Consider the following 26,841-nt stretch of genomic DNA (forward strand, 5'->3'; position numbering starts at 1 on the left):
TCCGGTAACGCCACGGCGCATGGACGCTGCATAAGCGTCACATGACGACGCTCGACTCAGGCGTGTCACGCGATACGCTCAACGGCATCACGCGCAGACCACGCGCCAGACCGCTCTGCAAGATACGGTACGTCGAGAGTTCGAACGGCCCGGCCATCGTCGACGCATGAAGCTGCGCCGCCTGGATCAGCGACGGCGCGTGCCCGAGGTAGCGCCAGCCATCGACCACGTGGAAGATGCGCTGCGCGTCCTCACGCTCCTCGAACACGATAGGTCCCTCGAACGGCCAAGGCGCATTCGCCGGATCGCTCTTCGTCACACGCGGCAAGCGGTTGTGGCCCGGCCGCAGCGTGGCGATCCACTGCGCTTCGGCGAGCATCGCACCGAGTTCGCCGCCAGTCGCGCGCCATTCGACGCGTCGCACGAGCTGCGCGAGCCGCATATCCTTCGACGAACGCCGCTCGCCGGTCAGATGCGAGCGTAGCCGCTGACGCACACGTACGCTGCGCCCGACATACAGCGGCGCATCGCCTTCGCCATAGAACACATACACACCACAGCCCGCCGGCGCGGTGTCGAGCAGATCCTCGGTAATATCGCCGGCCAGCCGGTAACGCCGCGTCGTGCGCTCGATCTGCGCGCGCAGCGCCTCCAGCGGCACGAGCGTCGGCAGCCGCTGCCAGAACTGCCAGATCAGATCGGCGTCGGCGAGCGCACGGTGGCGGTCGGACGGCACCAGCGCATGGCGTTCGACGAGCGCATCGAGACCGTGGCGCTTTTCACCGGGAAACAGCGCGCGCGACAACCGCACCGTGCACAGAACGTCCGGATCGAACACGATTCCCGCGCGACGAAATTCGCTGCGCAGAAATCCGCGATCGAAACTCGCGTTGTGCGCGACGAACAGCTTGCCATTCAGACGCTCGAACAGCGCGGGCGCAATCGACTCGAACGTCGGTGCGCCGCGCACCATCTCGTTCGTGATGCCGGTCAGTTGCTGGATGAAAGACGGAATCGGCTGCTGTGGGTCGATCAGACTGCTCCAGCGCACTACGCCAGCCGGCCCGACTTCGACGACGCCGACTTCGGTAATGCGGTGCTCGCTCGTGGAGCCGCCGGTCGTTTCGAGATCGACGAAAACGATGGGTGCATCGAGTGCCGGTTCCGGCGAAAAGAGTTCAGACATGGGACAAGGGATTCGGACGCATGAATTTGCGGCAAGTATGCACCAGTTGGACGTTGCGCATCCAGGTTGCGCCGCGTGCGCAGGCGGAAACGGCAACGACGTGGCCTCCGGATTTGGCGCCGACATTCCGCAGACGCTTAAACCAGGCAATTAAACCGGAGGTCGCACGTTTCGTTTCGGCGCATTATGTTCGGACGATAATGCCTATTATTGAACCAGGCAGTTCCCGCTAAATTCGGGTTTAGAGACTACTCGAGCTTGAAATAAAAAACCCTCGCGCGGCCGGCGAAGGCTTGTGTTTGCTGACTGCGCGCGCGGCGCGGCCGGCGCGGCGCATTCACAGCGGCTGAATATTGGCCGCCTGCTTGCCCTTCGGGCTGGTCTTGACATCGAAGGACACACGCTGGTTTTCCTTCAGCGACTTGAAGCCCTCGCTGCAGATCTCCGAAAAGTGCGCGAACAGATCCTCTCCGCCCATATCCGACGTGATAAAGCCAAAACCTTTAGCATCGTTGAACCATTTGACGATACCAGTTTCCATTTCCTGTTTTCCCCTGTGATTTATCCAAAGCGGGCATTGCCCTTGAATCGATCCACCCCGATTCAATTGTCTATGTCTGATTGAAATGGAACCAGAAACAGCCAATGAAATTCGGCTTTGTCGTTATACGGGGAACGGAGAATGGCCGTCAAGTAAACTTTCTATATGCATTTAGCCTATAACAAGATAAAACTCTTAAGTCGCCGGGATATATCGGCCTCGTCAAATTTACCTGGACGAACTTTGGCCCAAGTTTTTACCGGGAAAATTTGCGATATATGCGATGCGAATGTAACAAAATCTATCTTTAAGTAAGTGTTTGTCCGAGTTGTTGCAGCGCGGCCCGACTCGCATGATGCAAACAGTGGTAGCGATGCGCTTCAGGAGGTCGCCATGCTGTTCACTGAAATTCGCCGTCTCTTCGCCTGTCTCGCTCATCCGCACGCAAAGGTCCCCGATCAGCGCGCACCCACTGAGGACTCGGCCAGCGCTTTCGACTTCGACCCGATGTGGCACGGCGACCACTGGCAGAACCTGCTCTCGTCGCCGATGGATGCGCGCCGTTATGTGATGGAAGACTGGAGCGTGTCCGCCCAGCCTAGCTGGGACGACGCGGAAGGTACCGCGCCCGCTCATTAGAGTTCTGCGCGTAGAGCTTCCGCCAAAAAAAGCGCGACTGGTAGGTCGCGCCGACAAGGTTTGGAGATCTTTTTCGTCAACGAAAAAGTCTGCTTTGGGAAGCAGAAATTACAGTATAGCGGCCGTCTGGGATTTCTATTATTCACACAATTAACAATCCTCTATTGTCGCGATAACAACAATCCGTTTTTTCGCATTTCTTTCCGTTGTTTTTTCGCATCGTTCCGTGTCGCGAAGCAACAACGCATCGCAGGAAAATTCAGGCGGTGAATCCGCCGAGTCGGACGCAAAGCCTTTATACATAAGGCTCTAATGGCAATCACCCATCGTTTCTCTTCCCGTAATACTTTATTGCGCGAATCGGAACGCCAACTCCTGGAAGTGTCTCTCTACACTCTGCCTAATCGGATACCGGCGCGGATCTGGTCAACGCGCTTCTCACGCGGATTCCGCTTCTCGCAGCGCTCGCGTGAAGGTCTCCTAAGCCAGGGTTTTATACCTCTCTCGCTCTCGGAGTTATATCAATGAAGAAGACACTCATGGTCGCTGCCCTGTCGGGCGTTTTCGTAACGGCAGCGCACGCTCAAAGTAGCGTCACCCTCTATGGCCTGATCGACGCCGGTATCACCTATACGAACAACCAGCACGGCCATAGCAACTGGCAAATGACGAGCGGCTCGGTGAACGGCAGCCGCTTCGGCCTGCGTGGCGCTGAAGACCTCGGCGGCGGTCTGAAGGCCATCTTCACGTTGGAAAACGGCTTCGGCATCAACGATGGCACGCTCAAGCAAAACAGCCGTCTGTTCGGCCGGCAGGCGTTCGTCGGTCTGTCGAGCGACCAGTTCGGCGCGGTCACGCTCGGCCGTCAATATGACAGCGTGGTCGACTACGTCGCCCCGTTGGCGCTGACCGGCACGCAATATGGCGGGACGCAGTTCGCGCACCCGTTCGACAACGACAACCTGAACAACTCGTTCCGTATCGACAACTCGGTCAAGTTCCAGAGCGCGAACTATGGCGGCTTCAAGTTCGGCGCGTTGTACGGCTTCTCGAACCAGGCTGCCGGCTTCGCGAACAACCGCGCGTACAGCGCCGGCGCGTCGTACAACTGGGGCGGCCTGAACGTCGCTGCCGCTTACATGCAACTGAATGCCAACGGCGCAACCAGCGCGGCCGCGGCATTCAATTCGGGCGGCGCAGTGTCGGGCGACAACACGTTCTTCGCACAACGTCAGCAAACGTGGGGCGCAGGCGCCAACTACGCGTTCGGCCCGGCAACGGTGGGCCTCGTGTATTCGCAGACGAACCTGCACGGCCTCTCCGGTATCAGCCAGGCCGCATCGGGTATTGCGGGCGGCGTGGCCTTCCCGACCAACAGCGCCCAGTTCCAGAACTTCGAAGCCAATGCCCGTTACGCTCTGACGCCGGCACTGAGCCTCGCGGCCGCGTACACGTACACCCGCGCGAACCTGTCGAGCTCACACGTGCACTGGAACCAGGTCAACCTGCAAACCGCCTACGCGCTGTCCAAGCGAACCGACGTGTACCTGCAGGGCGTCTATCAGGCCGCCAACGAAAATTCGATCGTCGACGCCAACATCAATGGCCTCGGCGCGGCTTCGAGCAACAACAAGCAGGTCGCCGTGACGGCTGGTCTGCGTCACCGCTTCTAAGCACTGCGCAACGACTGGCAGCAGAAAAGGCGCCGTTCGCGGCGCCTTTTTTATGACCGTGCCGAAGCTGTTTTTGCCTGGCTTTGTGCAAGCTTGCTTGCACGTGATTCCACGTCTTCGCCAGTGGCCTAGCGGCCGCTCTCGGGCGGCGGATACCTGACGTCAAGAATATCGATTGTTTGCGGACCGGCTGGCGTGAATAACGTGACCGTATCGCCGACTTTAGCCTTCAGCAGCGCGCGAGCAATGGGCGAGATCCAGCTCACGTGCCCGATGTCCAGGTCGACCTCGTCGATACCGACGATCGTCACCTTATGCTCTTCGCCATCCTCGGTCGCATAGACGACCGTCGCGCCGAAGAACACCTGATCGACGTTTTCCTGCCGGCTGCTATCTACAACCTCGGCCAGGTCCAGCCGCTTGGTCAGAAAACGAATGCGCCGGTCGATTTCGCGCAGACGGCGTTTGCCGTAGATGTAGTCGCCATTCTCCGAGCGGTCGCCGTTCGACGCCGCCCACGAAACGAGCTTGACGACCTCGGGCCGCTCGACATCGATCAGATGCAGCAGTTCATCGCGCATCCGCCGATGACCGGCGGGAGTCATGTAGTTTTTGGTGCCTGCAGGCACGTCGGGCTGGGCGACATCGAGATCGTCATCGTTGTCTTCGCTCGACTCTTTGACAAAGGCCTTGTTCATAATGATCCAGTAACAGCAGCTAGCAACAATCTCTTAAAAGGTTACACGATCGAGCCCGCGACACAAAACGCCGTGATGGACTTCCTTTTTCGGAATCCGTTGGCTATAATCTCGTCTCTGTGTGCGGCTGTAGCTCAGTTGGATAGAGTACTTGGCTACGAACCAAGGGGTCGTGGGTTCGAATCCTGCCAGCCGCACCACCTTATTCGAGGGCGTTCCCGCCGGGAGTTCTCAGGTTTCACCAGTTTTTGCAGTAAGCATCACCATTTTGCGTGCGGCTGTAGCTCAGTTGGATAGAGTACTTGGCTACGAACCAAGGGGTCGTGGGTTCGAATCCTGCCAGCCGCACCACCCATGAAGGGCCTTCCAACCGGAAGGCCCTTTGTCTTTCCGGCGCACTACGCTCGCGCCAATGCGCGAGCCACTCATCGCGGCGCCGACTGGATATCCCCAATCTGCGCGTCCGGGTGCGGCAAGTCCTCCACCACCCCGCCTACGGTTTGCTCGCCGATCGTCTCGGCCTGCGTGCCGGTCAGTGCCTGGCGCTCACGCAGTAGATCTTCGACGGTATCGCCGAAATGGCTCGCGATAAACGCTCGCAGCAAAGCGATCCGCAGCGAGTCGCCCCGCCCTTCGGAGGCTCGATGTCCGCCCACGAACTCAGCAACGCATACCGCGCCTTGATCGCCCTGCTCGCGCACGTCGAGCCGGATCGCACGCTCGAGCACAACGGCAGCCGCCTCCCATGACGCGGAAGGCGTGAACCGTCCGTCCCACGGGCGACCCCGGTCATTGCCGCGGATCGCAACAGTCTCGCCACTGTCGGTAAAGTAGATTTCGCGCACGAAGTCGTGCAGGCTGCGCGCGACCCAGTAATCGAGCGCCACGCCAGTGAGGTCGGATACGTTCATCTGCGTTCTTCCTGGGGTTCAGGTGAGACTTGCCTTCAGTTGTATCCTGAGCCGCACGAAAGATGCCTGACTGGCGTGAAGCGCCAGTCGAGGCCGCGCCAACGCCCAGTCAGAAGCCGCTCAGTAATCTGCCCGCTCGCGGTCGATGCGCATGCCGCCTTCGTGGCGGTGATGCCCCTCTTCGCTCGGCCGCTCACGCGCGATGCGCATCACGTCGGGGTTCGTGCGCACGCGCCGCATCACGTTGGCCAGATGCACGCGATCGCTGACCTGAATCACGAAGCGCAGAATCGTGGATTCCTGCGATAGATCTTCGTCCATCGCGATATGGACGATGTTCGCGTCCGCCGACGTGATGTCGGCCGCCACGCGCGCGAACACGCCCTTGGTGTTCTTGACCAGCACCTTCACCGCGACATCGAATAGACGCCCCGGCTGCGGCGCCCACGCAACGTCGATCCAGCGACCCGGATCGCGCCGGTGGATACGCTGCGCGACGCGGCAGTCGGTGGTATGGATCGCCATGCCGAGGCCGATGCCGATATAGCCCATGATGTCGTCGCCCGGAATCGGACGGCAGCAGGCGGACAGTTGCACCGACATGCCCTCGGTGCCGGTGATGACGACCGGCGGCGCATGCGGTGTCGAACCGGACTCGGAGCGCGAGCCGTCGTCGTCGGCGTCTCGCCCGCTCATCAGCACTTCGATGCGCTTGGCCATCACCGCGGCGACCCGCCGGCCGAGACCGATGTCCGCGAAAATTTCCTGACGGTTCTTGTTGCCCGTCCACTGCACGAGCTTTTCCCACGCTTCCGGCGTCACGTCCGATAGCGCGAGACCATAGCCCTTCAACGCCTGATCGACGAGACGCTCGCCGAGCTGCACCGACTCGTTCAGGCGCATCGTCTTCAGATAGTGACGGATCGCCGAGCGCGCCTTACCGCTGCGCACGAAGCCAAGCCATGCGGGGTTCGGTTTGGAATACGGCGCCGTGATGACCTCGACGATGTCGCCGCTCTTCAGCTCGGTACGCAACGGCAGCAGCTCGTTGTTGATCTTCACCGCGACGCACTGGTTGCCGAGGTCGCTGTGGATCGAATACGCGAAGTCGAGCGCGGTGGCGCCGCGCGGCAGCGCCATGATCTTCGACTTCGGCGTGAACACGTAGACCGCGTCCGGGAACAGGTCGATCTTCACGTGCTCGAGGAATTCACTCGAGTCACCCGCTTCGCTCTGGATGTCGAGCAGCGACTTCAGCCACTGGTGCGCGCGCTTCTGCACGTCGTTCAGATCCGCGCTGCCGTTCTTGTACAGCCAGTGCGCGGCGACGCCCGCCTCGGCGATCTCGTGCATCTTGCGCGTTCGCACCTGAAACTCGATCGGCGCGCCGAACGGGCCGACGAGCGTGGTGTGCAGCGACTGATAGCCGTTCACCTTCGGGATCGCGATGTAATCCTTGAATTTGCCCGGCACCGGTTTAAAGAGCGCATGGAGCGCACCGATGCAGGTATAGCACTCGAGTGCGCTCTCCACGACCACACGAAAACCGTACACGTCGAGTACCTGCGAGAACGACAACTGCTTGTCGCGCATCTTCTTGTAGATACTGAAGATGGTTTTCTCGCGACCGGTGACTTCGGCGTCGATCTTTGCGTCCGCGATAGCGCGTTGCACCAATTCGAGAATCTTGCCAACCACCTCGCGACGGTTGCCGCGCGCAGCCTTGACGGCTTTTTCGAGCGTCGCGTAACGGTGCGGGTTGAAGTTCGCGAAGCTCAGGTCCTGCAACTCGCGGTAGGTATTGTTCAGGCCGAGCCGATGGGCGATGGGAGCGTAAATGTCGAGCGTTTCGCGCGCGACGCGGCGACGTTTCTCAGCCGGCACCGCGCCGAGCGTACGCATGTTGTGCAGCCGGTCGGCGAGCTTTACGAGGATCACGCGCACGTCGCGCGCCATCGCGAGCAGCATCTTGCGGAAGTTCTCCGCCTGCGCTTCCTCGCGATTGCGGAACTCCATCTTGTCCAGCTTGGACAACCCGTCGACCAGTTCCGCGACCTTCGCGCCGAAGCGCTCGGCGAGTTCCGCCTTGGTCACGCCCTGGTCTTCCATCACGTCGTGCAGAAGCGCCGCCATGATCGCCTGGGCGTCGAGATTCCAGCCCGCGCAGATTTCCGCGACGGCGACTGGATGCGTGATGTAGGGCTCGCCGCTCTGGCGATACTGGCCGAGGTGGGCTTCGTCGCTGAAGTGGAACGCCGCCTTGATGTCCTTGATCTCTTCCGGCTGCAGATAGCCGGACAGCGCGGACGTCAGATTGGCGATGGAAACGACGTCATGCCGGCGCGGCTGCTCCGGCGTGGCGGTCGGCCCGAACAGATGGCGAAACGATTGCTCGAGGACCGCGTCGATGTACTTGCGTGCAGACGAAGGCGAGTCGGCGTCGTGGTCCGCTTCCGTGGCGGTGGGCGGGGTAGCACTCATGGTCGCCTCCGGTAGCGGTCAGGGTTGGACGCAGTTCTGCGCGTTGAGCAATCCGGTGTGGCGAATACCGGGCAGGTCGAAAACGAAAATCCGTGCGCCTTAGACCGGCACCTTCTTCAGCATTTCAACGCCGACCTGACCCGATGCGATTTCACGCAGCGCGAGGACGGTGGGCTTGTCGCGGCTTTCGATCTTCGGCGTGTGGCCTTGAGCGAGCTGACGCGCGCGATAGGTTGCGGCAAGCGCGAGTTCGAAACGGTTCGGGATCTGTTTGAGGCAGTCTTCGACGGTAATGCGGGCCATGTTGGGTTCCTTCTCAGTATGTTGCTCATTCTACCTTATGTGCCTGACACCACGCCGCGCTCACGCGTGCGGCAGGTGGATGCCGAGCTGCATGAAAAGCTGCGTGTGACGGGCGTACTGCGACGCGAAGCGCGAGCGCGTCGCGCCGACGAGGCACTGCAACTCAGCCAGCGCGCGATCGAAGTTTTCGTTGATCACGACGTACTCCGCTTCGGCCGCGTGCGCGATCTCACCGCCCGCCGCGAGCAGGCGTCGCGTAATCACGTTCGGCTCGTCCTGGCCGCGCTTTTTCAGACGCTCTTCGAGCGCTTCGAGCGACGGCGGCAGAATAAAAATCTCCACCGCGTTGTGGAATTGCTTCTTCACCTGCAGCGCGCCCTGCCAATCGATTTCGAGCAGCACGTCATGGCCGATTTTCATCTGCTCCTCGATCCACACGCGCGACGTGCCGTAGTAGTTGCCATGCACTTCCGCGCTTTCGAGAAACTCGCCCGCGTCGTGACGCTGCATGAAGTCCTCGACGGTCGTGAAGTGATAGTGCTCGCCGTCCTGCTCCTGCGGACGCGGCGGGCGCGTCGTGTACGAGATCGACAGACGGATCGCGTCGTCGCCCGCGAGCAGAGCGTTCACGAGCGTCGACTTGCCCGCGCCCGACGGCGCGACGACCATGAACAGATTGCCGGGATAAGCGCCGGCGTACGGATGGCGCGCCGCGCCGGTTTCGCGTGGATGGTGGTCGGTCATGATGTGTAGTGCTCCAGCCTTATTCGAGATTCTGTACCTGCTCGCGCATCTGTTCGATCAACAGCTTCAGCGTCATCGACGAATCCGCGAGTTCCTTCGCCGCCGCCTTCGAACCGAGCGTGTTCGCCTCGCGGTTCAGCTCCTGCATCATGAAGTCGAGCCGCTTGCCGACCTTGCCGCCCTTCTCGATCACGTGACGCGTTTCGTTCAGGTGCGCGGTGAGGCGCGACAGCTCTTCGGCGATATCGATGCGAATGCCGTACATCGTCACCTCCTGGCGAATCCGCTCGTTGATCTCTTCACGCGACACGATCGTCGCGGCCGCATCCGGCGCGGCGATGCCGAGCGCTTCCTGCAGACGCTCGACGATCTTCTGCTGATGCCGCGCAATCAGATCGGGCACGAGCGGCGTGATCTTCGCGACGATCGCCTCCATTTCGGTGACGTTGACGAGCAGCATGGTCGCGAGCTGCGCGCCTTCGCGCGCGCGCACGTCGATCAGGTCCGCGATCGCCTGCTTGCCGCAGGCGAGCACCGCGTCGCGCAGCGTCTCGGGCGCGATGCCGCTTTCGGCGAGCACGCCCGGCCAGCGCAGAATTTCGCCGGTGCGCAGACGGCCGGCTTCTGGAAACGTGTCGAGCACTGTGCGTTCCAGCTGCGCGAGTTGCGCGAGCGCGTCGCGGTTAATCGCGCCCGCGTTCGCCGACTGCTCGCTGCGTTGCAGATTCACGCGAATGTCGACCTTGCCGCGCGACAGCTTGTTCATCAGCATCTCGCGCAGCGTCGGTTCGACGACGCGCACGTCTTCCGGCATGCGGAAATTCAGATCGAGAAAGCGCGAGTTCACCGTGCGCAATTCGACCGACACGCTGACGCCGCCCGTGCCCGTGCCCGAGGCCGCCACGAGTTCGCGCGTCGCGCTCGCATAGCCAGTCATGCTGTAGATCATCGTAGTTCTCGCGATTACGGCCACGCGTTCGACGATGGCCTGAGAAGCGGATCGCCCGGCGTGTACGAGACGCGGGGCGGGGAATCGGCATTATCCCATTTTTGGCGGCGCCATCCGCTCGCGAGCGAGCACGGATGCGGCTCGGCACGCGGTTGCCTCGTTGCCTCGTTGCCATCCATTGCCGCTCGCCGGCACGATATGCTTCACGCACTCGCGCGGCATTCGTCGCCCGCAATTCTGCATGCCATCCGTGCATGCCATCCGTATAGGCAACCGCCCTATCCGATCGGCGGTAAAATTATGGATTCTCTCCGCCCCTCTTCCAGCCCATCCCGACCCAATCCCACATGAGCAACGACACCCAACGCCCCAGCGGTCGCCAGCCCCACCAGTTGCGCGACGTGCGCATCACGCGTCACTACACGAAACATGCGGAGGGCTCGGTGCTGGTCGAATTCGGCGACACCAAGGTGATCTGCACCGCCAGCGTCAGCGAGAGCGTGCCGCCGTTTCTGCGCGACCGCGGCCAAGGTTGGCTCACTGCGGAATACGGCATGCTTCCGCGCGCCACGCATACCCGCAGCGACCGCGAAGCCGCGCGCGGCAAGCAGACCGGCCGCACGCAGGAAATCCAGCGGCTGATCGGCCGCGCGCTGCGCACGGTGTTCGACCTCGAGAAGCTCGGCGCGCGCACGCTCAATCTCGACTGCGACGTGATCCAGGCCGACGGCGGCACGCGCACCGCGAGCATCACCGGCGCGTTCGTCGCGGCGCATGACGCGGTCGCCAGATTGCTCGCTGCCGGCCGCATCGAAAGCTCGCCGATCAACGACTACGTCGCCGCGATTTCGGTCGGCGTGTACGACGGCGTGCCGGTGCTCGACCTCGACTACGACGAAGACTCGCAGTGCGACACCGACATGAACGTCGTGATGACGGGCGCGGGCGGCTTCGTCGAAATTCAGGGGACCGCGGAAGGCGTGCCGTTCTCGCGCGAAGAAATGAATGCGCTGCTCGATCTGGCAAGCGACGGCATCAGCACGCTGATCGCGAAGCAGAAAGAGGCGCTGGGAGTGCAGCAGTGAATGAGGCTCGTCGGAACGGCGGCACGAACGAGGCTCACGGCGAAACGTCGGGCATGCCGTTGAAAAAGGTCGTGCTGGCGTCGAACAACGCGGGCAAGCTGCGCGAATTCGCGGCGCTGCTCGGCGCGGCCGGCATCGAGTTGATCGCACAAGGCGAGCTCAACGTGCCGGAAGCGGAAGAGCCGCATCCCACCTTCGTCGAAAACGCGCTGACCAAGGCGCGTCACGCGGCGAAGCTCACCGGCCTGCCCGCGCTCGCCGACGACTCGGGCCTTTGCGTGCGCGCGCTGCGCGGCGCGCCGGGGGTTTACTCGGCCCGCTTCGCGCAACTCGCCGGCGGCGAGAAAAGCGACGCGGCCAACAATGCGCGCCTCGTCGATGAACTGCGGGACGCGAGCGACCGCCGCGGCTATTACTACTGCGTGCTCGCACTCGTGCGTCATGCGGAGGATCCCGAACCGCTGATCGCGGAAGGCCGCTGGCATGGCGAAATCCTCGACGCGCCGCGCGGCGAGCATGGCTTCGGTTACGACCCGTACTTCTATCTGCCCTCGCTGAACGCGAGCGCCGCGGAACTCGAACCCGCGGTCAAGAACGCCAGCAGTCATCGCGCGATCGCGCTGCGGCAACTGCTCGCGCGTCTGTCGGAGGAAGCGTGATTCCGATCCGATCGACGCCGGCCGAGGTTGGCAACCGAGTTGGCAAAGGTGTCGTCAAAGCGTTCACGTCGCCGGGCAGCATCCGCTTGACGTCGCTGCCGCCGCTTGCGCTATACGTGCATTTTCCGTGGTGCGTGCGCAAGTGCCCGTACTGCGACTTCAATTCGCATGAGTGGAAAGGCGAGACGTTCCCGGAGAACGACTACCTCGACGCGCTGCGCGCGGATCTGGAAATGGCCTTGCCACTGATCTGGGGCCGCCAGGTGCATACGGTGTTCATCGGTGGGGGCACGCCGAGTCTGCTGTCGGCGGCGGGGCTCGACCGCATGCTGTCGGATATACGCGCGTTGCTGCCGCTCGACGCCGACGCGGAAATCACGCTCGAAGCGAACCCCGGCACGTTCGAAGCGGACAAGTTCGCGCAGTTTCGTGCGAGCGGCGTGAATCGGCTATCGGTGGGCATCCAGAGTTTCAACGAAACGCATCTGCAGGCGCTGGGACGCATTCACGACGCGGCGCAGGCGCGCCATGCGGTCGAAGTTGCCGCGACCACGTTCGACAACTTCAACCTCGACCTGATGTTCGCGCTGCCAAAGCAAACGCTCGCCGAATGCCAGGCCGACGTGGAAACGGCGCTGTCGTTTGCGCCGCCGCATCTGTCGCTGTATCACCTGACGCTCGAACCGAACACGCTGTTCGCAAAGTTCCCGCCCGCGTTGCCCGACGACGACGAGTCCGCGGACATGCAGGACTGGATTCATCAACGCACCGCCGAGGCCGGTTACGAGCGCTACGAGGTGTCCGCGTATGCGCGGCCGCATCGGCAGAGCAAACACAATCTGAACTACTGGCGTTTCGGCGACTATCTCGGCATCGGCGCGGGCGCGCATACGAAGCTATCGTTCCCGAATCGTATCGTGCGCCAGGCGCGCTACAAACATCCGACCACATTTATCGAGCGGGCCAAGGCCGGTGCAAGCGTGCAGGAAGAGCACGAAGTCGGGCCGCGCGATCTGCCATTCGAGTTCATGCTGAACGCGCTGCGCCTGGTGGAAGGATTTCCGGTGCATCGGTTCATCGAACGCACCGGTCTGTCGATCACGACGATCGAACCAGCGTTGCAGGAAGCGGAACGGCGCAAGCTGATCACACGCGACCACGAACGGATCGCGCCGACGCCGCTCGGCCAGGCGTTCCTGAACGACCTGCAGGCGCTGTTCCTGAAGGATCCGCAGTGATGGCGGGTCGCCTGGACTCGGCAGCGAAGTCTTTTCAGGTTACAATTTGCGGCTTGGAGGTGTGGCCGAGTGGTTTAAGGCACCGGTCTTGAAAACCGGCGAAGGAGCAATCCTTCCGTGAGTTCGAATCTCACCGCCTCCGCCAGCTCCTCCCAAGGCGTTGAATTTTCGTATAATCCTTTCCCTTCAACAGGTTAAGGATGGCAGGTGTGCCGGTCATGTGTGCCACTGAACGAAAAAACGACGACGCCGTGTCGGTTACCCTCATTCCCCATCCCGGCGGTCGCAGCCGCAACTGGTACGTGGACATCCACGTACCTGCCTCGCTGCAGGACGTCGCCGGCACCGACCGTATCCGGCGCTCGACGCGCACGGCTGACCGCATTCAGGCAAAGGCCGAGGGGGCCCGCATTGAAGCCGAGGTGCGCGCCGAATGGCAGCGCCTGTGGGAGAGCGTCGAGCGCACCAACACTGCACCGACCGTTACCCGGCTCACGCACGACATCATCCGCAGCGTGTGCGCCACACGCCTGCGTTCGTGGGTGCACTCCGACGACCAGGACCGTTTCGGGCGCGGCATCGACGACGAAGAACTGGCCGAACTGGAGGCCTTCGGCCAGCAGACCGATGCGGAGATGCGCAGCGTGCTGGCCCAGGGCAAGGCCAGCCAGAACTGGGAGCACGCGGTCGAGCTGGTCTGGGACTTCATGATGCAGGAGAAGTACGACGTCGACCCCAGCGACCCGCTCTTTCCCGAGCTGATGCGCCGCTTCGCCGACGTTGAAAGACAGGCGCAGAAGGTGATTGCGGCGCGCAACGCGGGTGAACTGGCCGATTTTCCGCAGCCCGCTGCGAGCGCCGGTGCGTGCCTGTCGCAGATGGTCGAGCCGTACCGCGCGCACCGGACCGGCACCGTGCAACCGAAATCGGTTTCGAAAGACGTCGCCATCTGGCATCGCCTCATCGGCTTTCTGGGCGACGTGCCGCTCGATAGCGTGAGCTCCGCTGACCTGTACCGGTTTCTGGACGCGCGCCTCAGGACGGACGACCAGCCGTGGTCGCAGGGGTATGTCGATGGCCATGCGCAACGCGCGCTGCGGGCCATCTTCGCGCTGGCCCGCACGCACGGACGGATGACGGCCCCCAATCCGGTCGCGGCGCTGGAGACGACGCCCCGGCTGCCGAAGGCCGTACAGGCCGCGCGCCGCCAGCCGCGCCTGCCGCTGAAGGCCGCGCAACTCACCACGCTGTTCGCGTCTGACTGGTACGACCCGGGCGCCACGCACTGGACGGGCAGGATGCGCACCGACCTCGCGGGCCGCTACTGGGTGCCGCTGCTGATGATGGCGCATGGTCTTCGCGTGCGCGAGCCGCTGCAGCTCGTCAGCAGCGACTTCGAGGACGACGGCGGCACCTGGATGATGACGGTCAGAACCGCGTTCGATGACGCCGGCGATGCGGGCGCGTCGCCGCTGCCGGAGCGCTCGGTCAAGAACGCGGCGACGGCGCGCACGGTGCCGGTCCACCCGTTGTTGCTCGCGCTGGGGTTTGGCCGGTTTGTCGAAAGCCTGAAATCGGCGCACCACCTGAACCAGCCGCTCTTCCCCTCAGCGCTGCCCGCGCCCGGCGGCAAGGCGCCGATGTGGGGCCGCGCGTTCGAGCAGGCCTTCCTGCGCCACCTGCGGGACCGGCTCGGGTTCGGCGCCGGCTATGGCAACCACAGCTTCCGTCACCAGCTCGAAGACCGCATCCGCGACGCCCAGGCGCGCCATGGCACCTGGCCACCGGGACTGGCGTCGTTCTATACCGGGCGCAAGCTCACCCGCGATGAAGACCGCGCGTTCATCCTGTCGCAGGGCAGCGCGGGCGACTATGGCGACGGCTTCCAGCCGGTTCACCTGCTGCCGTTTTCGGCGCAAATCACGTTCGACGATGTGGTGCTTCCGCCACCGTTTGAACAGTGGCTGCGGCCGTAAGCCGTACCAGGGCCCGCGTTTGCGGCCTGTGCGCAGGCAGCCAACCGGCGCTCCGACCGTGGAATCGCCCCGCCGGCCGGGCGCACACCCGGCCCTGGACAGCGCACGCCGTGCTCCGCACGCGGCCCGGCCAGGCGCGCCGTTGCGCGCGCCAGGCAGGCTGCGGTGCCGCGCGGTTCTGCCTGGTCCGGCGCAGGCTTGCGCTCACGCGGTGCGCAGGCACCGGAAACTTCATGTCGAGCGCGCCGGCTGGTCGCGGTCAGTCCTGCGCCGCTGATGGCCCCGCCTTCGCGTCCAGCCCCCGGGGCGGGTGGCCGGACGCGCCGCCGGCGGGTCCATCATGGCCGCTGCCGTCGGTCCCCGCTCCGACCGGCGTGGGCCGCATCCGGCGGCACCGGCGCCGCGCTGTGCTGTGCGCTGGCTGGCACGCATCAGCCCGCGACCCGGTGCGGCGGCGGCCGGCGATGACCAATGAAGACCAACACCAGACGAAGGGGCACGGGCGAAAGTCCTTACACCGCCTGGAATGTTAACGCCGCAATCGCTTACCTGGACCGCGTCTTGTTCTCTGCGACGGCCCATGCGTTGGTCGGACAAAGCTATTGGCGCAGTCGAGTCGTGCAGGTGGGCTCGACGCCGGGGTTCATGCACACGCAACGCATACGGCTGCAGCGACTGCGCGACCTTCTTGATAACGCCTCGAAGACGCCAAGTCGTTGCATCGTAGGCAAGGCGGCGCCCCCCAGCGACCGCAGATGGTTGGGGTCGGGAAACGGGGCGGTTCATGGCAAGCAGAAGGCCTTTCCCGACGAAAATCATCGAGAGAGGGTCAACGGTCTGTTCGAGGGAGGCCTGGCCGATGATGACCAGCTCGCGAACGCGAACGGCATTCTCAAGGGCAAGCTGCTGGAGAACAGGACGCTCGTCCAACAAGCCGTGAGCAACAGCAAAGAGCGGTTCGCCAAACCGCGAGACCTGAAGGACGCCCTGCTACACACCGTCATCGATTGGCTTGATGGCCCGCATCACCATCAGCACGCAGGCGCTGAGGTCGGAGCGGGCGCGCCAGGGACCCGACGTCGACGAGCAGTGCCATCGGGCAAAACGCCGCGCTGGATTGGGCAACGCTTCGCCCCCGGAGGGCCTCGCCCACCCAAAGCCCAATGCGCCACAGGCGGACGTGGCATTGCGTGTGGACCGTTGCCGTCGCCGAACAGAAGCGCTCGACTCAAATTTGGTTCCCTGCGGATTTCATATCTGAAAGTCACCGCATCGCGAGACGCCACAGGTCGCCTGCCATCGACCAACAGAGAGCGAACTCAATTGAACAACAAAGAGACGCCGCCGGGCAGACTGGCCGGGTGGACTGCCCTATTGCGGAGGGCGTCGAGATGTGCAAGGGCTACGCCCATGAGACCGCTCGCTGGATGAAGTTCGGTGCGCCGCAGGCGTCCATGGCATAGTGCGGTGCCTGGCACCGCTAACCGGCGCGGGCGAGGACCGAAAGTCCCGCCGGCCACACTCTGCCCTGAAAAGCCTATCTTTCTAGAGAAAGATAGAGCGCCCCCACAAGCTGCCCGAAATCCCTTGTCAGACAAGGACTGCGTCACCGCGCCGCGTTCACGTGATGCCGGGGTTCTGTGCGCTTGATGCCGGAGGCATGATATGAACGCGAAACCTCGGTCCATTACCCTCGTGTCGACCGCCGCCCGCTCAGCACGCAATGTTCTGCAAATGGCGAACCGAAGCGCCGCGCTTCAGCTCGGGAGCGCACCTACCATGGCGATGGCGAACCACAGCAGTACCAGCGGCAGTGCTGTCTTCGACCGAAGATTCAGCCTCCTTCTGTCGAAAACGGCGGCCAACGAACCTTACCGCATGCGACTTGAATATTTGCAAAGGCTTCGCCCTCCGGACTCTTGCCCGGGCGCAGTTCGGCACGCCGCACGTGCATCGCGCGGTGCCTGGCGGTGCGTGGCCGCGCCTCCGGGCTGGCGGGGCCGCGTGCCCCACTCGCCACCACCGCGCCATGCCGAGGCTATCTTTCTAGAGGAAGATAGAGCACTCCCAGTCCATTTAGCGCACTCCCAACTCCATTCCGGGGAAAGCCTTGTCCACTAACCGCTTGGGCACTATCGAGCGTTCACGTCATGCCGTGGTCTTGTGCGACTGGTGCCCGGGGGCATCATATGAACGCCCGATGTCCATTGACCGCCCTGCGCATGGCGTGCTGCCGAACTCTCCTTCGCCTGCGAAGCTGTGTATCGTGCTCAGAAACATAAATGCCGAAATCATCGTGACATGAGCCGACACCCCGCGCACAGCACTTTTCAAGGTGCTGCTCACGCAAACGACGATGAAACGTCCACAATGGCCTCGGGCGCTCTCGCCTCCGCCCTCACAGCAGGCCTTTGCGACCGTTCCGTGATACGCTGGCAAGCACGCTCCGGCAACGCTACCTCTGCGCCACGCCAGGCAGCCGACCGCCGGCAAATTTGCACGCTCTCCGCCCGCTCCAGGTTGGGCCCGGACCTGGCTTTAATCGTCCACCCTCTCAGTCGATTGATTTCGCACAGAGCAGCGCGCAACTGCTGCCGCCGCCGACGGACCGTCACGTCTGCCACATCCGGCTCGCACCAGACATATGGCGCCAGCGTCTCCGGATTGAACGACATGGTTCCGCCCGGACGAATACGCACCGACAGGGCACAATGCAAAGCCCGCGCGATATCGGATTTCAGAGACAAACGTTCCTGCAGAGAAACGGGCGAATACTGTTTGCCGATGAGAATTTCGGTGAGCCGCGAGTTGAGCACGACCCGCACTCCGTACCCATCACCACGCCGCCAGTGAAGCAACCGGGAGCTGAATTCCTCGTCTCCGACAACTGCCCATATCGTCACCTCGCATAGACGCATCAATTCCCGGCGAATCTGTTTCGCGGCGCTGCCTCCCTCGGCCGTTCGACCACAGCGTTGTGACAACTCGGCATAGCTCACTGAGAGGGTCGCCAACGCCGGTGCCTCCCCCTCGCGGCAATCCGCCAGCGGGCGCGCCCCAGGTTCGCTGTAGAGCGCGATTTCAATGAGCGTCCAGTCCTCCACCTCCTGGCGGGCACGCCCGTACTGTTCCTCAGCCAGTTCCAGCAGCACCAGCAGCAGCGTCTGCTCGGGAATGCCTAGCCGGTCAGGACCGCGCAGGCGCCAAACAATGCCGCCAAACGTATATTCGGCATCAAGCTTGGGACGGATGCCATTACCGAGAGAACCGAACAACCCCGTGCCCGGCAGCATTGGGTCGTACCGCACGACGCGTTTGTCACCAGCCGGCCGCGTCATCGCCTTACCCTTGATGTCCCCGCGAGCTCTGTCCGTGCTGCTGGGGCCCGCTTTGACAGGGTTTCCGGCACCCAGAGCTCCATCGCTCCGGAGTCCGGGACCTTACGCAACACGACCGTGCCGAGGGCGCGGCCGTAGTTGGTCTTGGGGACGTCAAGACGCACAAAGTGCCGGAGCTCGGATTTTTCGATGCCTAGCTCGCGGGCCAGCGACTCCGACACCGGCGAAAGGTTCGCCTGCCAACGCACGCCATCCGTCAGCGCGGTCGAGCCTCGCGAAGCATACGCCTGCTCCCCGCCACCGCTGGTCATGGAGACGCGGTTCGCGTGGTGGGCGATGAGCACGGCTGCGCCCGTTTCATACGCAACGCGTTGGAACTGGGTGACGATGGCAGTCATCGCCGCCGAATCGTTCTCGTCGCCGTCGTGAAACCGTCGCAATGGGTCGACGACGACCAGGCGCGCGCCCATACAGAGTTCGACCAGTTGGCGATATCCCGACGTGCCGTCGCCAAAGTGAACGAGTGACCCATGCCCGCCCAGGGGATATACGCTCAGCTGGCTGTCTAACTGCTCAAGGAGCGCCTGCAGGCTTTCACGACTTTGAGATGCCATGCCCTCCTTCAACTGCTGGGTCGCCCCGTGCAATCGATGGTGCATGATGACGGCCGTCTCCTCGGCCAGGAACAGCACCACCTTGCCCGGGGACGAGTTGGAGCCTGTCAACGCTCCGCCGAGAATCGGTTGCCCGCATGCAATCGCACAGCCCATTTGGGTCAGCAGCATGGTTTTACCTGCGCCGCCGGGGGCAACCAGAACGCCAACGGTGCCCGCCAGCAGACCTGGCAGGACGTGGTCCAGGGCTGGGGGCGGCGTGAGTAAGGTACTGCGAATATCAAGCCTGAGGTCAGCGAGCGCGGTCATTGCGCAGCTCCCACCACAAGCTCCGCGAGCCAGGCTTCTACATCAACGCGGCGCCAGCGAAGCAGCCGTGTGCCGGGGATGTGAAGACGAGGCGGCACGGCCAGGGGATTACGCCTGAGGTCCTTTTTGATGGTGTCTGGGCTACGGCCAAGCAGTTCGCCGAGTTCGCGAATGTCCAACAGGTAAGACGACATGAAACACACTCCAGAAGACGGGTTCTCCCGGGCGCGAGGGGACAAAAAGGCTCCTCGCGTCTCCAGGTGCCACGACGTGGCTTCAGGTGTATTCACGTGGTTTAAACGCCCCGGTTTTGGGTCCACGTAGTTCGTCGGCTGTGGCCCTTTGCGCAGGCGCTCATCTCGACCCTCACGCCAACCTCATACTGACCAGCCTGCCAATGGGAAAGAGGTTTCAGCAACAACGATTCGCGGCTTTCTCTGCGGTCCATCCGGATTCCGGCATCCGCCTCAGTCTGACGTTAGCTACAACACACGGGGCCAGGTTGGGAACGGCCGTCGCGAGTGCTGCCATCGGCAAGAGGATTTGCGCAATACGGAAGGGAAAGCGCGCTCCAGCAGCAGGGTGTCCGCTGTGCCACTGGTCTGGCGATGCCAATACGGAGCACCGCGTTACAATTGCGGTACATCTCCTCTCGGCGTGCCAACCTACGGACACCCTGACCTTTGGATTACGCCCCAGCTAAAGGAGTTGATTCGATGGGCCGCAGAGAGGGAGCACCGAACGACTGCCAATTTCATGGAGGCGTTCGTGCGGAATCGTTGTCGCGAACACGGCATCGCCGTTCCGGCTAAGCATCCATATAGCTGCTCAGTCCACCGGGGAGAACAGATGGACATCTCTCAGTTTCGCGAGCATACCGGCAAGCGAGGTAAGTGCGTTCGCAGCAGCGAGCACCTGGAGGTCGTGGCGGTCCAGCTCAGCGCGCCGCGCCAGGTCAGACACAGTCTTGAACTGCCGCACAGCTCGTGAATTCTCGATACGCTCGGCGGCACCGTCGCGCATACTTCGGAGCAACGACAAACCAGGCCTGACGGCTGGCTTCCCTGCGCGGTCAATACTCTGGAGCGACGAGTTCCATGCGCTAATCGTCACGTCTACTGGCAGAACCTGGACTCCGTGCCGCTTCGCGTCCTGAACGAGTTGCGATGGCGAGTAAAAGCCCATGGGCTGTGAATTCAGCATTGCTGCCAGAAATGCCTCCGGTTCGTGACGTTTCAGCCAGCCGCTCGCATACACGAGTAGCGCGAAGCTGGCAGCGTGACTTTCCGGGAATCCGTACTCGCCGAAGCCCAGAATCTGCTGGAAGATGGGCGCAAGGTCGTATCCGCACTCGTTAACAGCCTTCCCGACCCGGATGGCGGTCATGGTGTCCTGTAGCGGCTTGCGCGAGCGCACATGCATGACGACGCTGCCAAGTGCAACGACAGGCACGTCGTGCTTGCGAGCGATGAATTCGACCGAGCCGCGATGAATGTCATCGAGCGCTCGCTGATGCAGCACCAGACCCACCCACGCCCGGCCAGTGAACGTGTCGTCGAGCCACTCGACCTGTGCGTCCAGTACATCCTCTTTCGCAGGGAATTCCGGAACCAGAATCGCAAGGCAATCTGGCATCCCGAGCAGGTGGCGATATTCCCTTTCCGGCCGGGATAGGTCCTGAGGTGTCACCCTATACTCGCCTTTCGGCGCGCGCGTGCGTGCGATAGTGACGAGTTCAGACAGGTTGCCATATCCCTCGCGGTTCCTTGCGAGCAGGATAAGCCCAAACGCCGGGGAGCCGTCGGCGTTCCTCAACCTGCAGTACGAGCCGACAATAAACGGGAGCTTCGCTGCCTTCGCAGCGACGTGCGCGCGGACCACGCCGGCAAGTGAACACTCGTCAGTTATCGCGAGTGCCGAATACCCCAGTTGTGCCGCGCGCTCAGCCAGTTCTTCTGCATGGGACGCCCCATGCAGAAACGTGAAATTCGAAAAGCAGAACAGCTCGGCGTAGGCCGGCAGCATCGAGAAGGTGGTGTCCACGGCATGTCATCCGAAAAGGCCGTGGAGAAACCACCGCTGGTCTTCTTCCGCATCGCGGCTGCTGACACGCTCGCGGTATATCCAGAAGCAGCTCTGGTCTTCCCCCTGCGCGACGAAATAGTCGCGAGTAACAAGCTCTCCGTCAAACCAGCCGGCCTCGATGCGTTCGCCCGGCGACACCATCCGCAGCGGCGAGCCGTAGAACGGTCGGTGCTTACGCATGAGGAGACGCACCGGCTTTTCCAGCAGCCATGTTGGTCTCGGCAATCCCTCAGGCAGCACCGTGCTTTTCGATGCGCTAGCAACAGGGACCCATCGATTGGCAATCTCAGGACGGTAATCGGCCGTGGGCGCAGGTCTGAGTACGTTCTCTTCACCGAGTCGTGCGACCAGCAATTCGACCAGCCGAACATGGTCTTCGGCCGACCCTCCCGGCTCCGGAAACAGCGTGTCCGAGGCAGGTATCACCGGCTGAACGTTCGACGCATCGAGTCGCAGCGCGATGACGGGCGCGGTCACTTCTATCCGCCCAAGACGCTCCTTGATAAGCCGTACGAGATGGTCCCCGCGCCATGTCGGCTCGCTCAAGGCGATTTCGATTGGCGTCGGCTCGATAGCTTGCCTGCCGCGCTCGTGCTCCAGCAAAAGTGTCGCGCCCGTCAGCGCCAGTTGTTTTGCGCACATTGCACGCAACGTGCGAGGAGAAGGAAAAATGAACAAGAAAATCTTAGGCGCTGCTCTTGGTCTGGCAGTTTTGGCTGCATCGACAGCTGCGTCGGCCCACGTCGACGTATCCGTTGCACTCGGCATTCCAATCGGGGTCTATGCCCCGGCTCAGCCTGTGTATGTCGCTCCGCCGCCAGTTGCCTACGCCCCAGCGCCCGTGGCCGTGGCCTACGGTGGCGACGGCGACTGGCGGGCGCGGGAATGGCGCGAGCGTCGTGAATGGCGCGAACGTCAATGGCGTCGCGACGAATGGCGTGAACACGAGTGGCACGACCGTGGTCGGTCGGGCGGCTATTGAAATGACGCCCGCTACCCGCACGTTCGGGAAACACCACAACAGGACGTCACCGGATGAGAAGTAGCCGAATGAAGATAGCTGTGGCGAGTGCTGGACTTGCCGCTGTAACACACCCTGGCACTCGCCTCATCGCAATGAATGGCCCGCTTACGTGGGCCATTTGTTTTTTTGTGTGCCGTTGATGCGCCGCGATTGAACGTTCAGCGCGCGCTGGGACGCAGCTTATCTCGTCGCCGGGTTGGCGAAAACGTCGACCAGGGACGTGAGACATCACGGCTGCGACAATCTCCGCCGGAGTGCTGTCCGCAAGCCCGAAGCATTACGGTATGCGTCCAGGTCGCTCCGGGGTGACCCTTTGACACGCGATACGGATGGCTCGAAGGGGGCTCAAATGCATTAGACACCTTACATGTCCTGAGGGCAAAGCGTCGCTCCGCTTTGTATATCGCGCGGAGCTGTTGCTGCACATCGCGCTGGACCATTGTCTGCCTCCTGTCCCCCATCCAAACAAATGGTCGAAATCCGACAAGTCCCCTCGACCCCGGTCAGCAAAAAAAAGCCGCCCATGTGCCGGCGGCGAAGAGGAGGGGGACGTGACCATCCCATAGTGGCGGCAAAGAATTAAGGCAGCCTTAAAGCAGCGGAAAGCCGGATGGCCAATTTGTTCACATTCCTGACCGAGGGGCAAGTTTCCGACAACACGGCCCCCGGGCCGTGCGCCGCAGCATACAGGCCTCTTCCGCCGGAGGCACCCAGCCCGCAACAGGCAACGTTCACGCTGTTCGACGCAGATGCTCCTCCTCGGTCCGCCGTCGGATGCCAATGCACCAGTTGCTCGCAATAATCAGCTAGTTCTTTCGCGACGGCTTCGCATCGCATGACGCGCTCAAAGCACTCTTCGTCGGTTCGTCTTCAAGATACCCAGCAAGAAAGCGTCGAGAGAACAGGCCACGCGCGGATTGATGCTCGGGAGGATGGGCGCTCTATTCTGTTAAGCCTGTCTTAATTGTTGCTTGCCATCATGGTTGCACGGCGCACCAATGCCCCAGCGTCGCCGCCGGCGCATCAGCGGTATCTTTGCAGGCCAGCAGCTCTTCGGCGACGGGACCAAGACTTACGAAGGAAGTTGAACCAACATGCCAAGCAAATCGCGAACGCGCAAACATATCCAGCCGGCGATGTCGCCACTCCTGCGTGCGCTTACCTACAGCCGCGCCGCACATAAGCCTGTGACCAAGGCGATGCTCTTGCAGTGCTACACAGCACTGGATGCCTTCCGACGGGGCTATGGCTCGCTCGAGCTGTTCTCGACATTGAGTCGGCAACTACTTGTTGCCAGGGAATTGTGTCGTCTCGGACACCAGCCGTACGCACTTGCGGACATGGAGGCGGCGCATGCGGCAATGATGCGTATCGTTGCCGTTGAAAAAGAGGAAAGCACGTGGCTCATTGGCGACACAGAGTATGCGCAACTTTGCGTGGCGCTTGAAATCATCGACGAGCAATTGTCCACAGCATCTCTCGGCGACATTGCTAAGGCTGAAGCGCAAATGCTCGAAGGCGTGCTTCGCTCCGCACGGAAACTAGCAATTGCCTAAACCCCACGGCAAACCGAAAGTCTTAGGTCGAGCGCCAAGCAGCAGGAACCGTAACGGCGTGTTAGCGCGAGGAAAGGCTGAAAAAGACGGGATTGGAACATGGTCTTGCGGACCAGCGCGGTGCCGGCCCATGCCGGTCCTGTATCGTGTGCCCGCATTCTGGGGAGAGACATCATGAAATCCGTTGCAGCTCCAACCTCATATCAGCGAGCCAAGCAAATGAAGGGGTAAACATCGCCTTGGGGCTGGTCGACTAGAGTCTGCCCCGCCCACCACAGGAGGTCCAACATGAAACTAGAGGCCGCCACTTTTGTGCGACTGCGCCGTCTTGCTCCGGTTCTCGATGACGTACTCAACGCAGGAGAGGTCGAGCACGCAGACCAGGCCGTGGACCTTGCTTCACTTGCTCAAATGTGCTCACAGTTGTTGGACGCGTATCGCTGCATGCACCCGGACGAGATGGAGCAAGCCCGCCTTGACGCCCTTGAATCCGAGTAGCGCACGGTCACCGCGACTTCGGGCCGGGCATACCTGTGCAGGATACCGTTAAGGACGCGACGCTTAAGATTGTGCTCGGGTTATAGGCGGTCGACATGTGCAGCAGGTTGGCTCTTTACCGGGCAAAAGAAGCCGGCAGAAATCGGATACAAATGATTTCTGGGCGTGTGGATTAGCTCGCTGTGTGCGGATGTCATGGACTTCTGGCCCTGTCGAAGCGCCGATTGGCGGCACGGCAACGCGACGGAGCGGGAGCGTTAGACCGACAATGGGCGGACCTCGCCCGCATGTGCGCTCAAACGCCTGCTGGCGGACGCGTCTCTTCCGCAGGGCGTTGTCAGCGAGCATCCATCTCTTTGCGCCAACATCTGTGCGACAGATATCTCCGGGTTCACAGACCGCTGCTGAGCCCATAACCGCTCTTCGTCTCCGAGCGCAGCGTTCTAGGCTTTGACTCCGGAAGCCAACACACACGGCATCGGAATCCGTAGCTCACCAACATCGTTCCGATACATCTCTGCGTCGTGCGCGACGGCGCGCTCAATCAAGGCTAGGGCGGACGATGTCTGGGCTTTAAGCATCGCGGCAACTCGGACACCTCCGCGCATAAGCATGTGAAAAGGTGTTTCCGGCCAACGAAGCACCAGAGTCTGGTCCAACTCCCGCACGTCCGGCTCGATGAACCCCGCACAGAGCAACGCGCGTTTCGACTCCCCCCAATCGCTGAACCGGAAGAAGGGTGGCCCCGGCGGCAACGGCACGTCCGTTGTACCGTGCTCCTCAATTGCTTTCAACACCATGGCAAAGCCGACCGCCTTGTCCGGTGTCGCCCAGACCGTAAATGCGATTCTGCCGCCAAGTTGCAGTACACGAAACGCCTCCGCGAGCGCACGCTCAGGGTGCGGGAAATGCAGCATTCCAAAGCTGATGCCCACAGCGTTCGAAGCTTTCGTCGGAAAAGGGCAAGTTCTCCGCATCGCCTACGCGAAACTCGGGTCCCGGAAAGACCCGCTTCGCCTGCGCGACCATTGCGACCGAAAAATCGATTCCGGCGGAGTCCCCGCCGCGACGCGTAGCTGCTGCTGCAAGATAGCCGGGCCCTGATGCAACATCGAGAAAGCGCATGCCGGGCCGGATGGCAAGCGCATCGAGCATGGCGTCGTTCGACTGTGTGGTCAAATCGGCGAAGTATGTGTGATACGGTTGCGCGACCCTTTCCCAGCCTTCGTGCTCGAATGTACTGAAATCGACTTGCCCCATATTGCCTCCACTGGTTCGAAGCTCCTCCGCGCACCGAGCTTACACCGCAGCCGCGCGCTGATTAGAAACAACGAGCGGGTCGTGATGCTTGGACGTTTCCAAAAGCGGGCACTTTCGTCAAAGCCGCCGCTAACAACGCTCAGGTCAGCTCCGAAACCTCGCCTACATCCCAGGACGGTTTGTAGAGGCACCGAGGTAACGGCCCACGTTCTCTCTCACGCATCTAACGACAACGCCGTTTCGCGCTTCGTCAGCCTCGCGTTGCCGTCAATTCATCCAGCGCCAAGCGCGCGTAACACGGCGCTTCCATCGGCAGTCAATGCGAACGTGGTGGCTCCGCCTTGCTCCGACTCAACAACTTGGACCAGGCCGACTTCGCGAAGAGCTATCACGTCTGGCGTCGCCGCCATGAGCTCGGCCGGCGCCTGAAGTAATAGGAGAAGCGTGGCAATTTCATGTGCGCTCAGCATCCGACGGAGTCTGAGCCCAAGAGGTACCGGCGCTGCGTCAGGGCGCCTTGCTTTCACTGCCTTAGACATATCCACCTACCAAATTCCAGTTATTGTTGCACGCCCCAATCACGCAGGCGACGCACCTGTGCGGGTGCTAGCGTCCGACCTTGCAGCGGTAGAAACGTTCAAGCTCGCTTCCGTCCAAGACGGTCAGTTTCGCGCGGCCATAATGCCTCACGAGAAAAAATCTGTGTTTACAAGATGTAAATGCGTAATAGCTCGCCAGTACTGTCAGCGAGTACGAAGACGTCTATGCGACCGGCCCTGACATCGACCACGAGCAGCGGCAGCACGAGAGGCTGTTGACTCAATGGCTTCCATCGGCGAGGGCTTGTCCATGAACTGACGCTTTCTTTCGAGAAGTCGCCGAACCGCCCCATCTCGGGAGATAAAAAGCTGCTGCATATACTCCTGCGCCCGAGCGGGTGTTGGTCAACTACTCATTCGTTAGTCAGGGTACCAGCCACCCTCGGCGCACCGCGCCGTTCGCGCCACCGAATCCGGCTGAGGTTATTCGAGCTTGCCCCGTTCCGCTCTATGATTCGTGGCGCAACCAGCGCCC

General features: G+C 62.2%; 23 protein-coding genes, 3 tRNA genes and 3 pseudogenes. 12 read left to right on the forward strand and 17 right to left on the reverse strand.

Annotation, left to right across the window (positions count from 1 at the left end):
• Nucleotides 1–37: 37 nt before the first annotated feature.
• The gene (locus tag F6X42_RS18400; protein WP_187635596.1) at nucleotides 38–1,186 is read right to left on the reverse strand and encodes an exonuclease domain-containing protein; all 1,149 of its coding nucleotides are present in this window, start codon (nucleotides 1,184–1,186) and stop codon (nucleotides 38–40) included.
• 337 nt (nucleotides 1,187–1,523) lie between these two features.
• Nucleotides 1,524–1,727 carry a cold-shock protein gene (locus F6X42_RS18405; protein WP_187635597.1) on the reverse strand — a complete coding sequence of 68 codons (204 nt, stop codon included), beginning with the start codon at nucleotides 1,725–1,727 and terminating at the stop codon, nucleotides 1,524–1,526.
• Nucleotides 1,728–2,120: 393 nt separating this feature from the next.
• Between F6X42_RS18405 and F6X42_RS18410 the strand changes: the two genes are divergently transcribed.
• Both F6X42_RS18410 and F6X42_RS18415 read left to right on the forward strand, forming a co-directional pair.
• Entirely contained in the window at nucleotides 2,121–2,366 is a 246-nt protein-coding gene (locus F6X42_RS18410; RefSeq protein WP_187635598.1) for a hypothetical protein, read from the forward strand.
• 524 nt (nucleotides 2,367–2,890) lie between these two features.
• Nucleotides 2,891–4,039, forward strand: a complete 1,149-nt coding sequence (locus F6X42_RS18415) for a porin (RefSeq protein ID WP_187635599.1) — start codon at nucleotides 2,891–2,893, stop codon at nucleotides 4,037–4,039.
• 128 nt (nucleotides 4,040–4,167) lie between these two features.
• Here the strand turns inward: F6X42_RS18415 and greB are convergent, their stop codons facing one another.
• Entirely contained in the window at nucleotides 4,168–4,737 is a 570-nt protein-coding gene (greB, locus tag F6X42_RS18420) for a transcription elongation factor GreB (protein ID WP_187635600.1), read from the reverse strand.
• A 123-nt stretch (nucleotides 4,738–4,860) separates the two neighbouring features.
• Here greB and F6X42_RS18425 point away from each other — a divergent pair.
• Together F6X42_RS18425 and F6X42_RS18430 are read left to right on the forward strand one after the other, a co-directional pair.
• Nucleotides 4,861–4,937, forward strand: a tRNA-Arg gene (locus F6X42_RS18425).
• 74 nt (nucleotides 4,938–5,011) lie between these two features.
• Nucleotides 5,012–5,088: transfer RNA gene (locus tag F6X42_RS18430), tRNA-Arg, on the forward strand.
• Between the two features lie 74 nt (nucleotides 5,089–5,162).
• Here the strand turns inward: F6X42_RS18430 and F6X42_RS18435 are convergent.
• The 5 genes from F6X42_RS18435 to F6X42_RS18455 form a co-directional block, all read right to left on the reverse strand.
• The gene (locus F6X42_RS18435) at nucleotides 5,163–5,648 is read right to left on the reverse strand and encodes a phage protein NinX family protein (protein WP_187635601.1); all 486 of its coding nucleotides are present in this window, start codon (nucleotides 5,646–5,648) and stop codon (nucleotides 5,163–5,165) included.
• A gap of 120 nt (nucleotides 5,649–5,768) precedes the next feature.
• On the reverse strand, nucleotides 5,769–8,129 hold the full coding sequence (locus F6X42_RS18440) for a RelA/SpoT family protein (protein ID WP_187635602.1): 2,361 nt from the start codon (nucleotides 8,127–8,129) through the stop codon (nucleotides 5,769–5,771).
• A 99-nt stretch (nucleotides 8,130–8,228) separates the two neighbouring features.
• A complete protein-coding gene (gene rpoZ / locus F6X42_RS18445; RefSeq protein WP_008921215.1) occupies nucleotides 8,229–8,432 on the reverse strand; it encodes a DNA-directed RNA polymerase subunit omega in 204 nt (67 codons plus the stop codon).
• Between the two features lie 60 nt (nucleotides 8,433–8,492).
• The gene (gene gmk / locus F6X42_RS18450) at nucleotides 8,493–9,176 is read right to left on the reverse strand and encodes a guanylate kinase (protein WP_187635603.1); all 684 of its coding nucleotides are present in this window, start codon (nucleotides 9,174–9,176) and stop codon (nucleotides 8,493–8,495) included.
• A 19-nt stretch (nucleotides 9,177–9,195) separates the two neighbouring features.
• Nucleotides 9,196–10,125: a YicC/YloC family endoribonuclease gene (locus F6X42_RS18455; RefSeq protein WP_187635604.1), complete on the reverse strand. Its 930-nt coding sequence runs from the start codon at nucleotides 10,123–10,125 to the stop codon at nucleotides 9,196–9,198.
• Nucleotides 10,126–10,472: 347 nt separating this feature from the next.
• Here F6X42_RS18455 and rph point away from each other — a divergent pair, with 347 nt between their 5' ends.
• From rph to F6X42_RS18480, 5 genes are all read left to right on the forward strand, one after another.
• Nucleotides 10,473–11,210 carry a ribonuclease PH gene (gene rph / locus F6X42_RS18460; protein ID WP_187635605.1) on the forward strand — a complete coding sequence of 246 codons (738 nt, stop codon included), beginning with the start codon at nucleotides 10,473–10,475 and terminating at the stop codon, nucleotides 11,208–11,210.
• Between the two features lie 53 nt (nucleotides 11,211–11,263).
• The gene (gene rdgB / locus F6X42_RS18465) at nucleotides 11,264–11,869 is read left to right on the forward strand and encodes an RdgB/HAM1 family non-canonical purine NTP pyrophosphatase (protein ID WP_187635680.1); all 606 of its coding nucleotides are present in this window, start codon (nucleotides 11,264–11,266) and stop codon (nucleotides 11,867–11,869) included.
• Entirely contained in the window at nucleotides 11,866–13,107 is a 1,242-nt protein-coding gene (gene hemW / locus F6X42_RS18470; RefSeq protein ID WP_376776378.1) for a radical SAM family heme chaperone HemW, read from the forward strand. The genes rdgB and hemW overlap by 4 nt, the downstream gene beginning before the upstream one ends.
• A 55-nt stretch (nucleotides 13,108–13,162) precedes the next feature.
• Nucleotides 13,163–13,252, forward strand: a tRNA-Ser gene (locus F6X42_RS18475).
• A gap of 106 nt (nucleotides 13,253–13,358) precedes the next feature.
• Nucleotides 13,359–15,083 carry a DUF6538 domain-containing protein gene (locus F6X42_RS18480; protein ID WP_187635606.1) on the forward strand — a complete coding sequence of 575 codons (1,725 nt, stop codon included), beginning with the start codon at nucleotides 13,359–13,361 and terminating at the stop codon, nucleotides 15,081–15,083.
• A 2,342-nt stretch (nucleotides 15,084–17,425) separates the two neighbouring features.
• Here the strand turns inward: F6X42_RS18480 and repC are convergent.
• The 5 genes and pseudogenes from repC to F6X42_RS18505 all read right to left on the reverse strand — a co-directional run.
• Nucleotides 17,426–18,421, reverse strand: coding sequence for a replication protein C, IncQ-type (repC, locus tag F6X42_RS18485; RefSeq protein WP_281393990.1), 996 nt, complete (start codon nucleotides 18,419–18,421; stop codon nucleotides 17,426–17,428).
• Nucleotides 18,418–19,344 carry a helicase RepA family protein gene (locus F6X42_RS18490; protein ID WP_187635608.1) on the reverse strand — a complete coding sequence of 309 codons (927 nt, stop codon included), beginning with the start codon at nucleotides 19,342–19,344 and terminating at the stop codon, nucleotides 18,418–18,420. The genes repC and F6X42_RS18490 overlap by 4 nt, the downstream gene beginning before the upstream one ends.
• Nucleotides 19,341–19,538 (reverse strand): helix-turn-helix transcriptional regulator, encoded by a 198-nt coding sequence (locus F6X42_RS18495; protein WP_187635609.1) that lies wholly within the window; start codon nucleotides 19,536–19,538, stop codon nucleotides 19,341–19,343. Before F6X42_RS18495 ends, F6X42_RS18490 begins: the two co-directional genes overlap by 4 nt.
• 682 nt (nucleotides 19,539–20,220) lie before the next feature.
• Nucleotides 20,221–21,387: pseudogene (locus F6X42_RS18500) on the reverse strand (PHP domain-containing protein); the annotation flags it as partial.
• Nucleotides 21,388–21,393: 6 nt separating this feature from the next.
• Nucleotides 21,394–22,071, reverse strand: a pseudogene (locus F6X42_RS18505) (DNA polymerase Y family protein); the annotation flags it as partial.
• A 28-nt stretch (nucleotides 22,072–22,099) separates the two neighbouring features.
• Between F6X42_RS18505 and F6X42_RS18510 the strand changes: the two are divergent.
• Nucleotides 22,100–22,411 (forward strand): hypothetical protein, encoded by a 312-nt coding sequence (locus tag F6X42_RS18510; protein ID WP_187635610.1) that lies wholly within the window; start codon nucleotides 22,100–22,102, stop codon nucleotides 22,409–22,411.
• Between the two features lie 46 nt (nucleotides 22,412–22,457).
• On the opposite strand, the pseudogene F6X42_RS45900 reads toward F6X42_RS18510, so the two are convergent.
• A pseudogene (locus F6X42_RS45900) lies at nucleotides 22,458–22,709 on the reverse strand (hypothetical protein); the annotation flags it as partial.
• An 838-nt stretch (nucleotides 22,710–23,547) separates the two neighbouring features.
• On the opposite strand from F6X42_RS45900, the gene F6X42_RS18520 reads away from it, so the two are divergent.
• Both F6X42_RS18520 and F6X42_RS18525 read left to right on the forward strand, forming a co-directional pair.
• Entirely contained in the window at nucleotides 23,548–24,009 is a 462-nt protein-coding gene (locus F6X42_RS18520; protein WP_187635612.1) for a hypothetical protein, read from the forward strand.
• 288 nt (nucleotides 24,010–24,297) lie between these two features.
• Entirely contained in the window at nucleotides 24,298–24,507 is a 210-nt protein-coding gene (locus F6X42_RS18525) for a hypothetical protein (RefSeq protein ID WP_187635613.1), read from the forward strand.
• A 443-nt stretch (nucleotides 24,508–24,950) separates the two neighbouring features.
• On the opposite strand, the gene F6X42_RS45905 is transcribed toward F6X42_RS18525, so the two are convergent.
• From F6X42_RS45905 to F6X42_RS45590, 3 genes are all read right to left on the reverse strand, one after another.
• A complete protein-coding gene (locus F6X42_RS45905) occupies nucleotides 24,951–25,484 on the reverse strand; it encodes a class I SAM-dependent methyltransferase (RefSeq protein WP_512699623.1) in 534 nt (177 codons plus the stop codon).
• On the reverse strand, nucleotides 25,402–25,767 hold the full coding sequence (locus F6X42_RS46595; protein ID WP_512699624.1) for a class I SAM-dependent methyltransferase: 366 nt from the start codon (nucleotides 25,765–25,767) through the stop codon (nucleotides 25,402–25,404). The genes F6X42_RS45905 and F6X42_RS46595 overlap by 83 nt, the downstream gene beginning before the upstream one ends.
• A gap of 272 nt (nucleotides 25,768–26,039) precedes the next feature.
• A complete protein-coding gene (locus F6X42_RS45590) occupies nucleotides 26,040–26,306 on the reverse strand; it encodes a hypothetical protein (protein ID WP_376776381.1) in 267 nt (88 codons plus the stop codon).
• Nucleotides 26,307–26,841 lie beyond the last annotated feature (535 nt).

Source organism: Paraburkholderia podalyriae, from assembly GCF_014397785.1.
In the GTDB taxonomy this organism is placed as follows: Bacteria; Pseudomonadota; Gammaproteobacteria; order Burkholderiales; family Burkholderiaceae; genus Paraburkholderia; species Paraburkholderia podalyriae.

Coding starts and splice junctions, on each gene's coding strand:
- F6X42_RS18400 (WP_187635596.1), bottom strand. CDS start 1,186: ATGTCTGAACTCTTTTCGCCGGAACCGGCACTCGATGCACCCATCGTT.
- F6X42_RS18405 (WP_187635597.1), bottom strand. CDS start 1,727: ATGGAAACTGGTATCGTCAAATGGTTCAACGATGCTAAAGGTTTTGGC.
- F6X42_RS18410 (WP_187635598.1), top strand. CDS start 2,121: ATGCTGTTCACTGAAATTCGCCGTCTCTTCGCCTGTCTCGCTCATCCG.
- F6X42_RS18415 (WP_187635599.1), top strand. CDS start 2,891: ATGAAGAAGACACTCATGGTCGCTGCCCTGTCGGGCGTTTTCGTAACG.
- greB (WP_187635600.1), bottom strand. CDS start 4,737: ATGAACAAGGCCTTTGTCAAAGAGTCGAGCGAAGACAACGATGACGAT.
- F6X42_RS18435 (WP_187635601.1), bottom strand. CDS start 5,648: ATGAACGTATCCGACCTCACTGGCGTGGCGCTCGATTACTGGGTCGCG.
- F6X42_RS18440 (WP_187635602.1), bottom strand. CDS start 8,129: ATGAGTGCTACCCCGCCCACCGCCACGGAAGCGGACCACGACGCCGAC.
- rpoZ (WP_008921215.1), bottom strand. CDS start 8,432: ATGGCCCGCATTACCGTCGAAGACTGCCTCAAACAGATCCCGAACCGT.
- gmk (WP_187635603.1), bottom strand. CDS start 9,176: ATGACCGACCACCATCCACGCGAAACCGGCGCGGCGCGCCATCCGTAC.
- F6X42_RS18455 (WP_187635604.1), bottom strand. CDS start 10,125: ATGATCTACAGCATGACTGGCTATGCGAGCGCGACGCGCGAACTCGTG.
- rph (WP_187635605.1), top strand. CDS start 10,473: ATGAGCAACGACACCCAACGCCCCAGCGGTCGCCAGCCCCACCAGTTG.
- rdgB (WP_187635680.1), top strand. CDS start 11,264: ATGCCGTTGAAAAAGGTCGTGCTGGCGTCGAACAACGCGGGCAAGCTG.
- repC (WP_281393990.1), bottom strand. CDS start 18,421: ATGACGCGGCCGGCTGGTGACAAACGCGTCGTGCGGTACGACCCAATG.
- F6X42_RS18490 (WP_187635608.1), bottom strand. CDS start 19,344: ATGACCGCGCTCGCTGACCTCAGGCTTGATATTCGCAGTACCTTACTC.
- F6X42_RS18495 (WP_187635609.1), bottom strand. CDS start 19,538: ATGTCGTCTTACCTGTTGGACATTCGCGAACTCGGCGAACTGCTTGGC.
- F6X42_RS18510 (WP_187635610.1), top strand. CDS start 22,100: ATGAACAAGAAAATCTTAGGCGCTGCTCTTGGTCTGGCAGTTTTGGCT.
- F6X42_RS18520 (WP_187635612.1), top strand. CDS start 23,548: ATGCCAAGCAAATCGCGAACGCGCAAACATATCCAGCCGGCGATGTCG.
- F6X42_RS18525 (WP_187635613.1), top strand. CDS start 24,298: ATGAAACTAGAGGCCGCCACTTTTGTGCGACTGCGCCGTCTTGCTCCG.
- F6X42_RS45905 (WP_512699623.1), bottom strand. CDS start 25,484: ATGCGGAGAACTTGCCCTTTTCCGACGAAAGCTTCGAACGCTGTGGGC.
- F6X42_RS46595 (WP_512699624.1), bottom strand. CDS start 25,767: ATGGGGCAAGTCGATTTCAGTACATTCGAGCACGAAGGCTGGGAAAGG.
- F6X42_RS45590 (WP_376776381.1), bottom strand. CDS start 26,306: ATGTCTAAGGCAGTGAAAGCAAGGCGCCCTGACGCAGCGCCGGTACCT.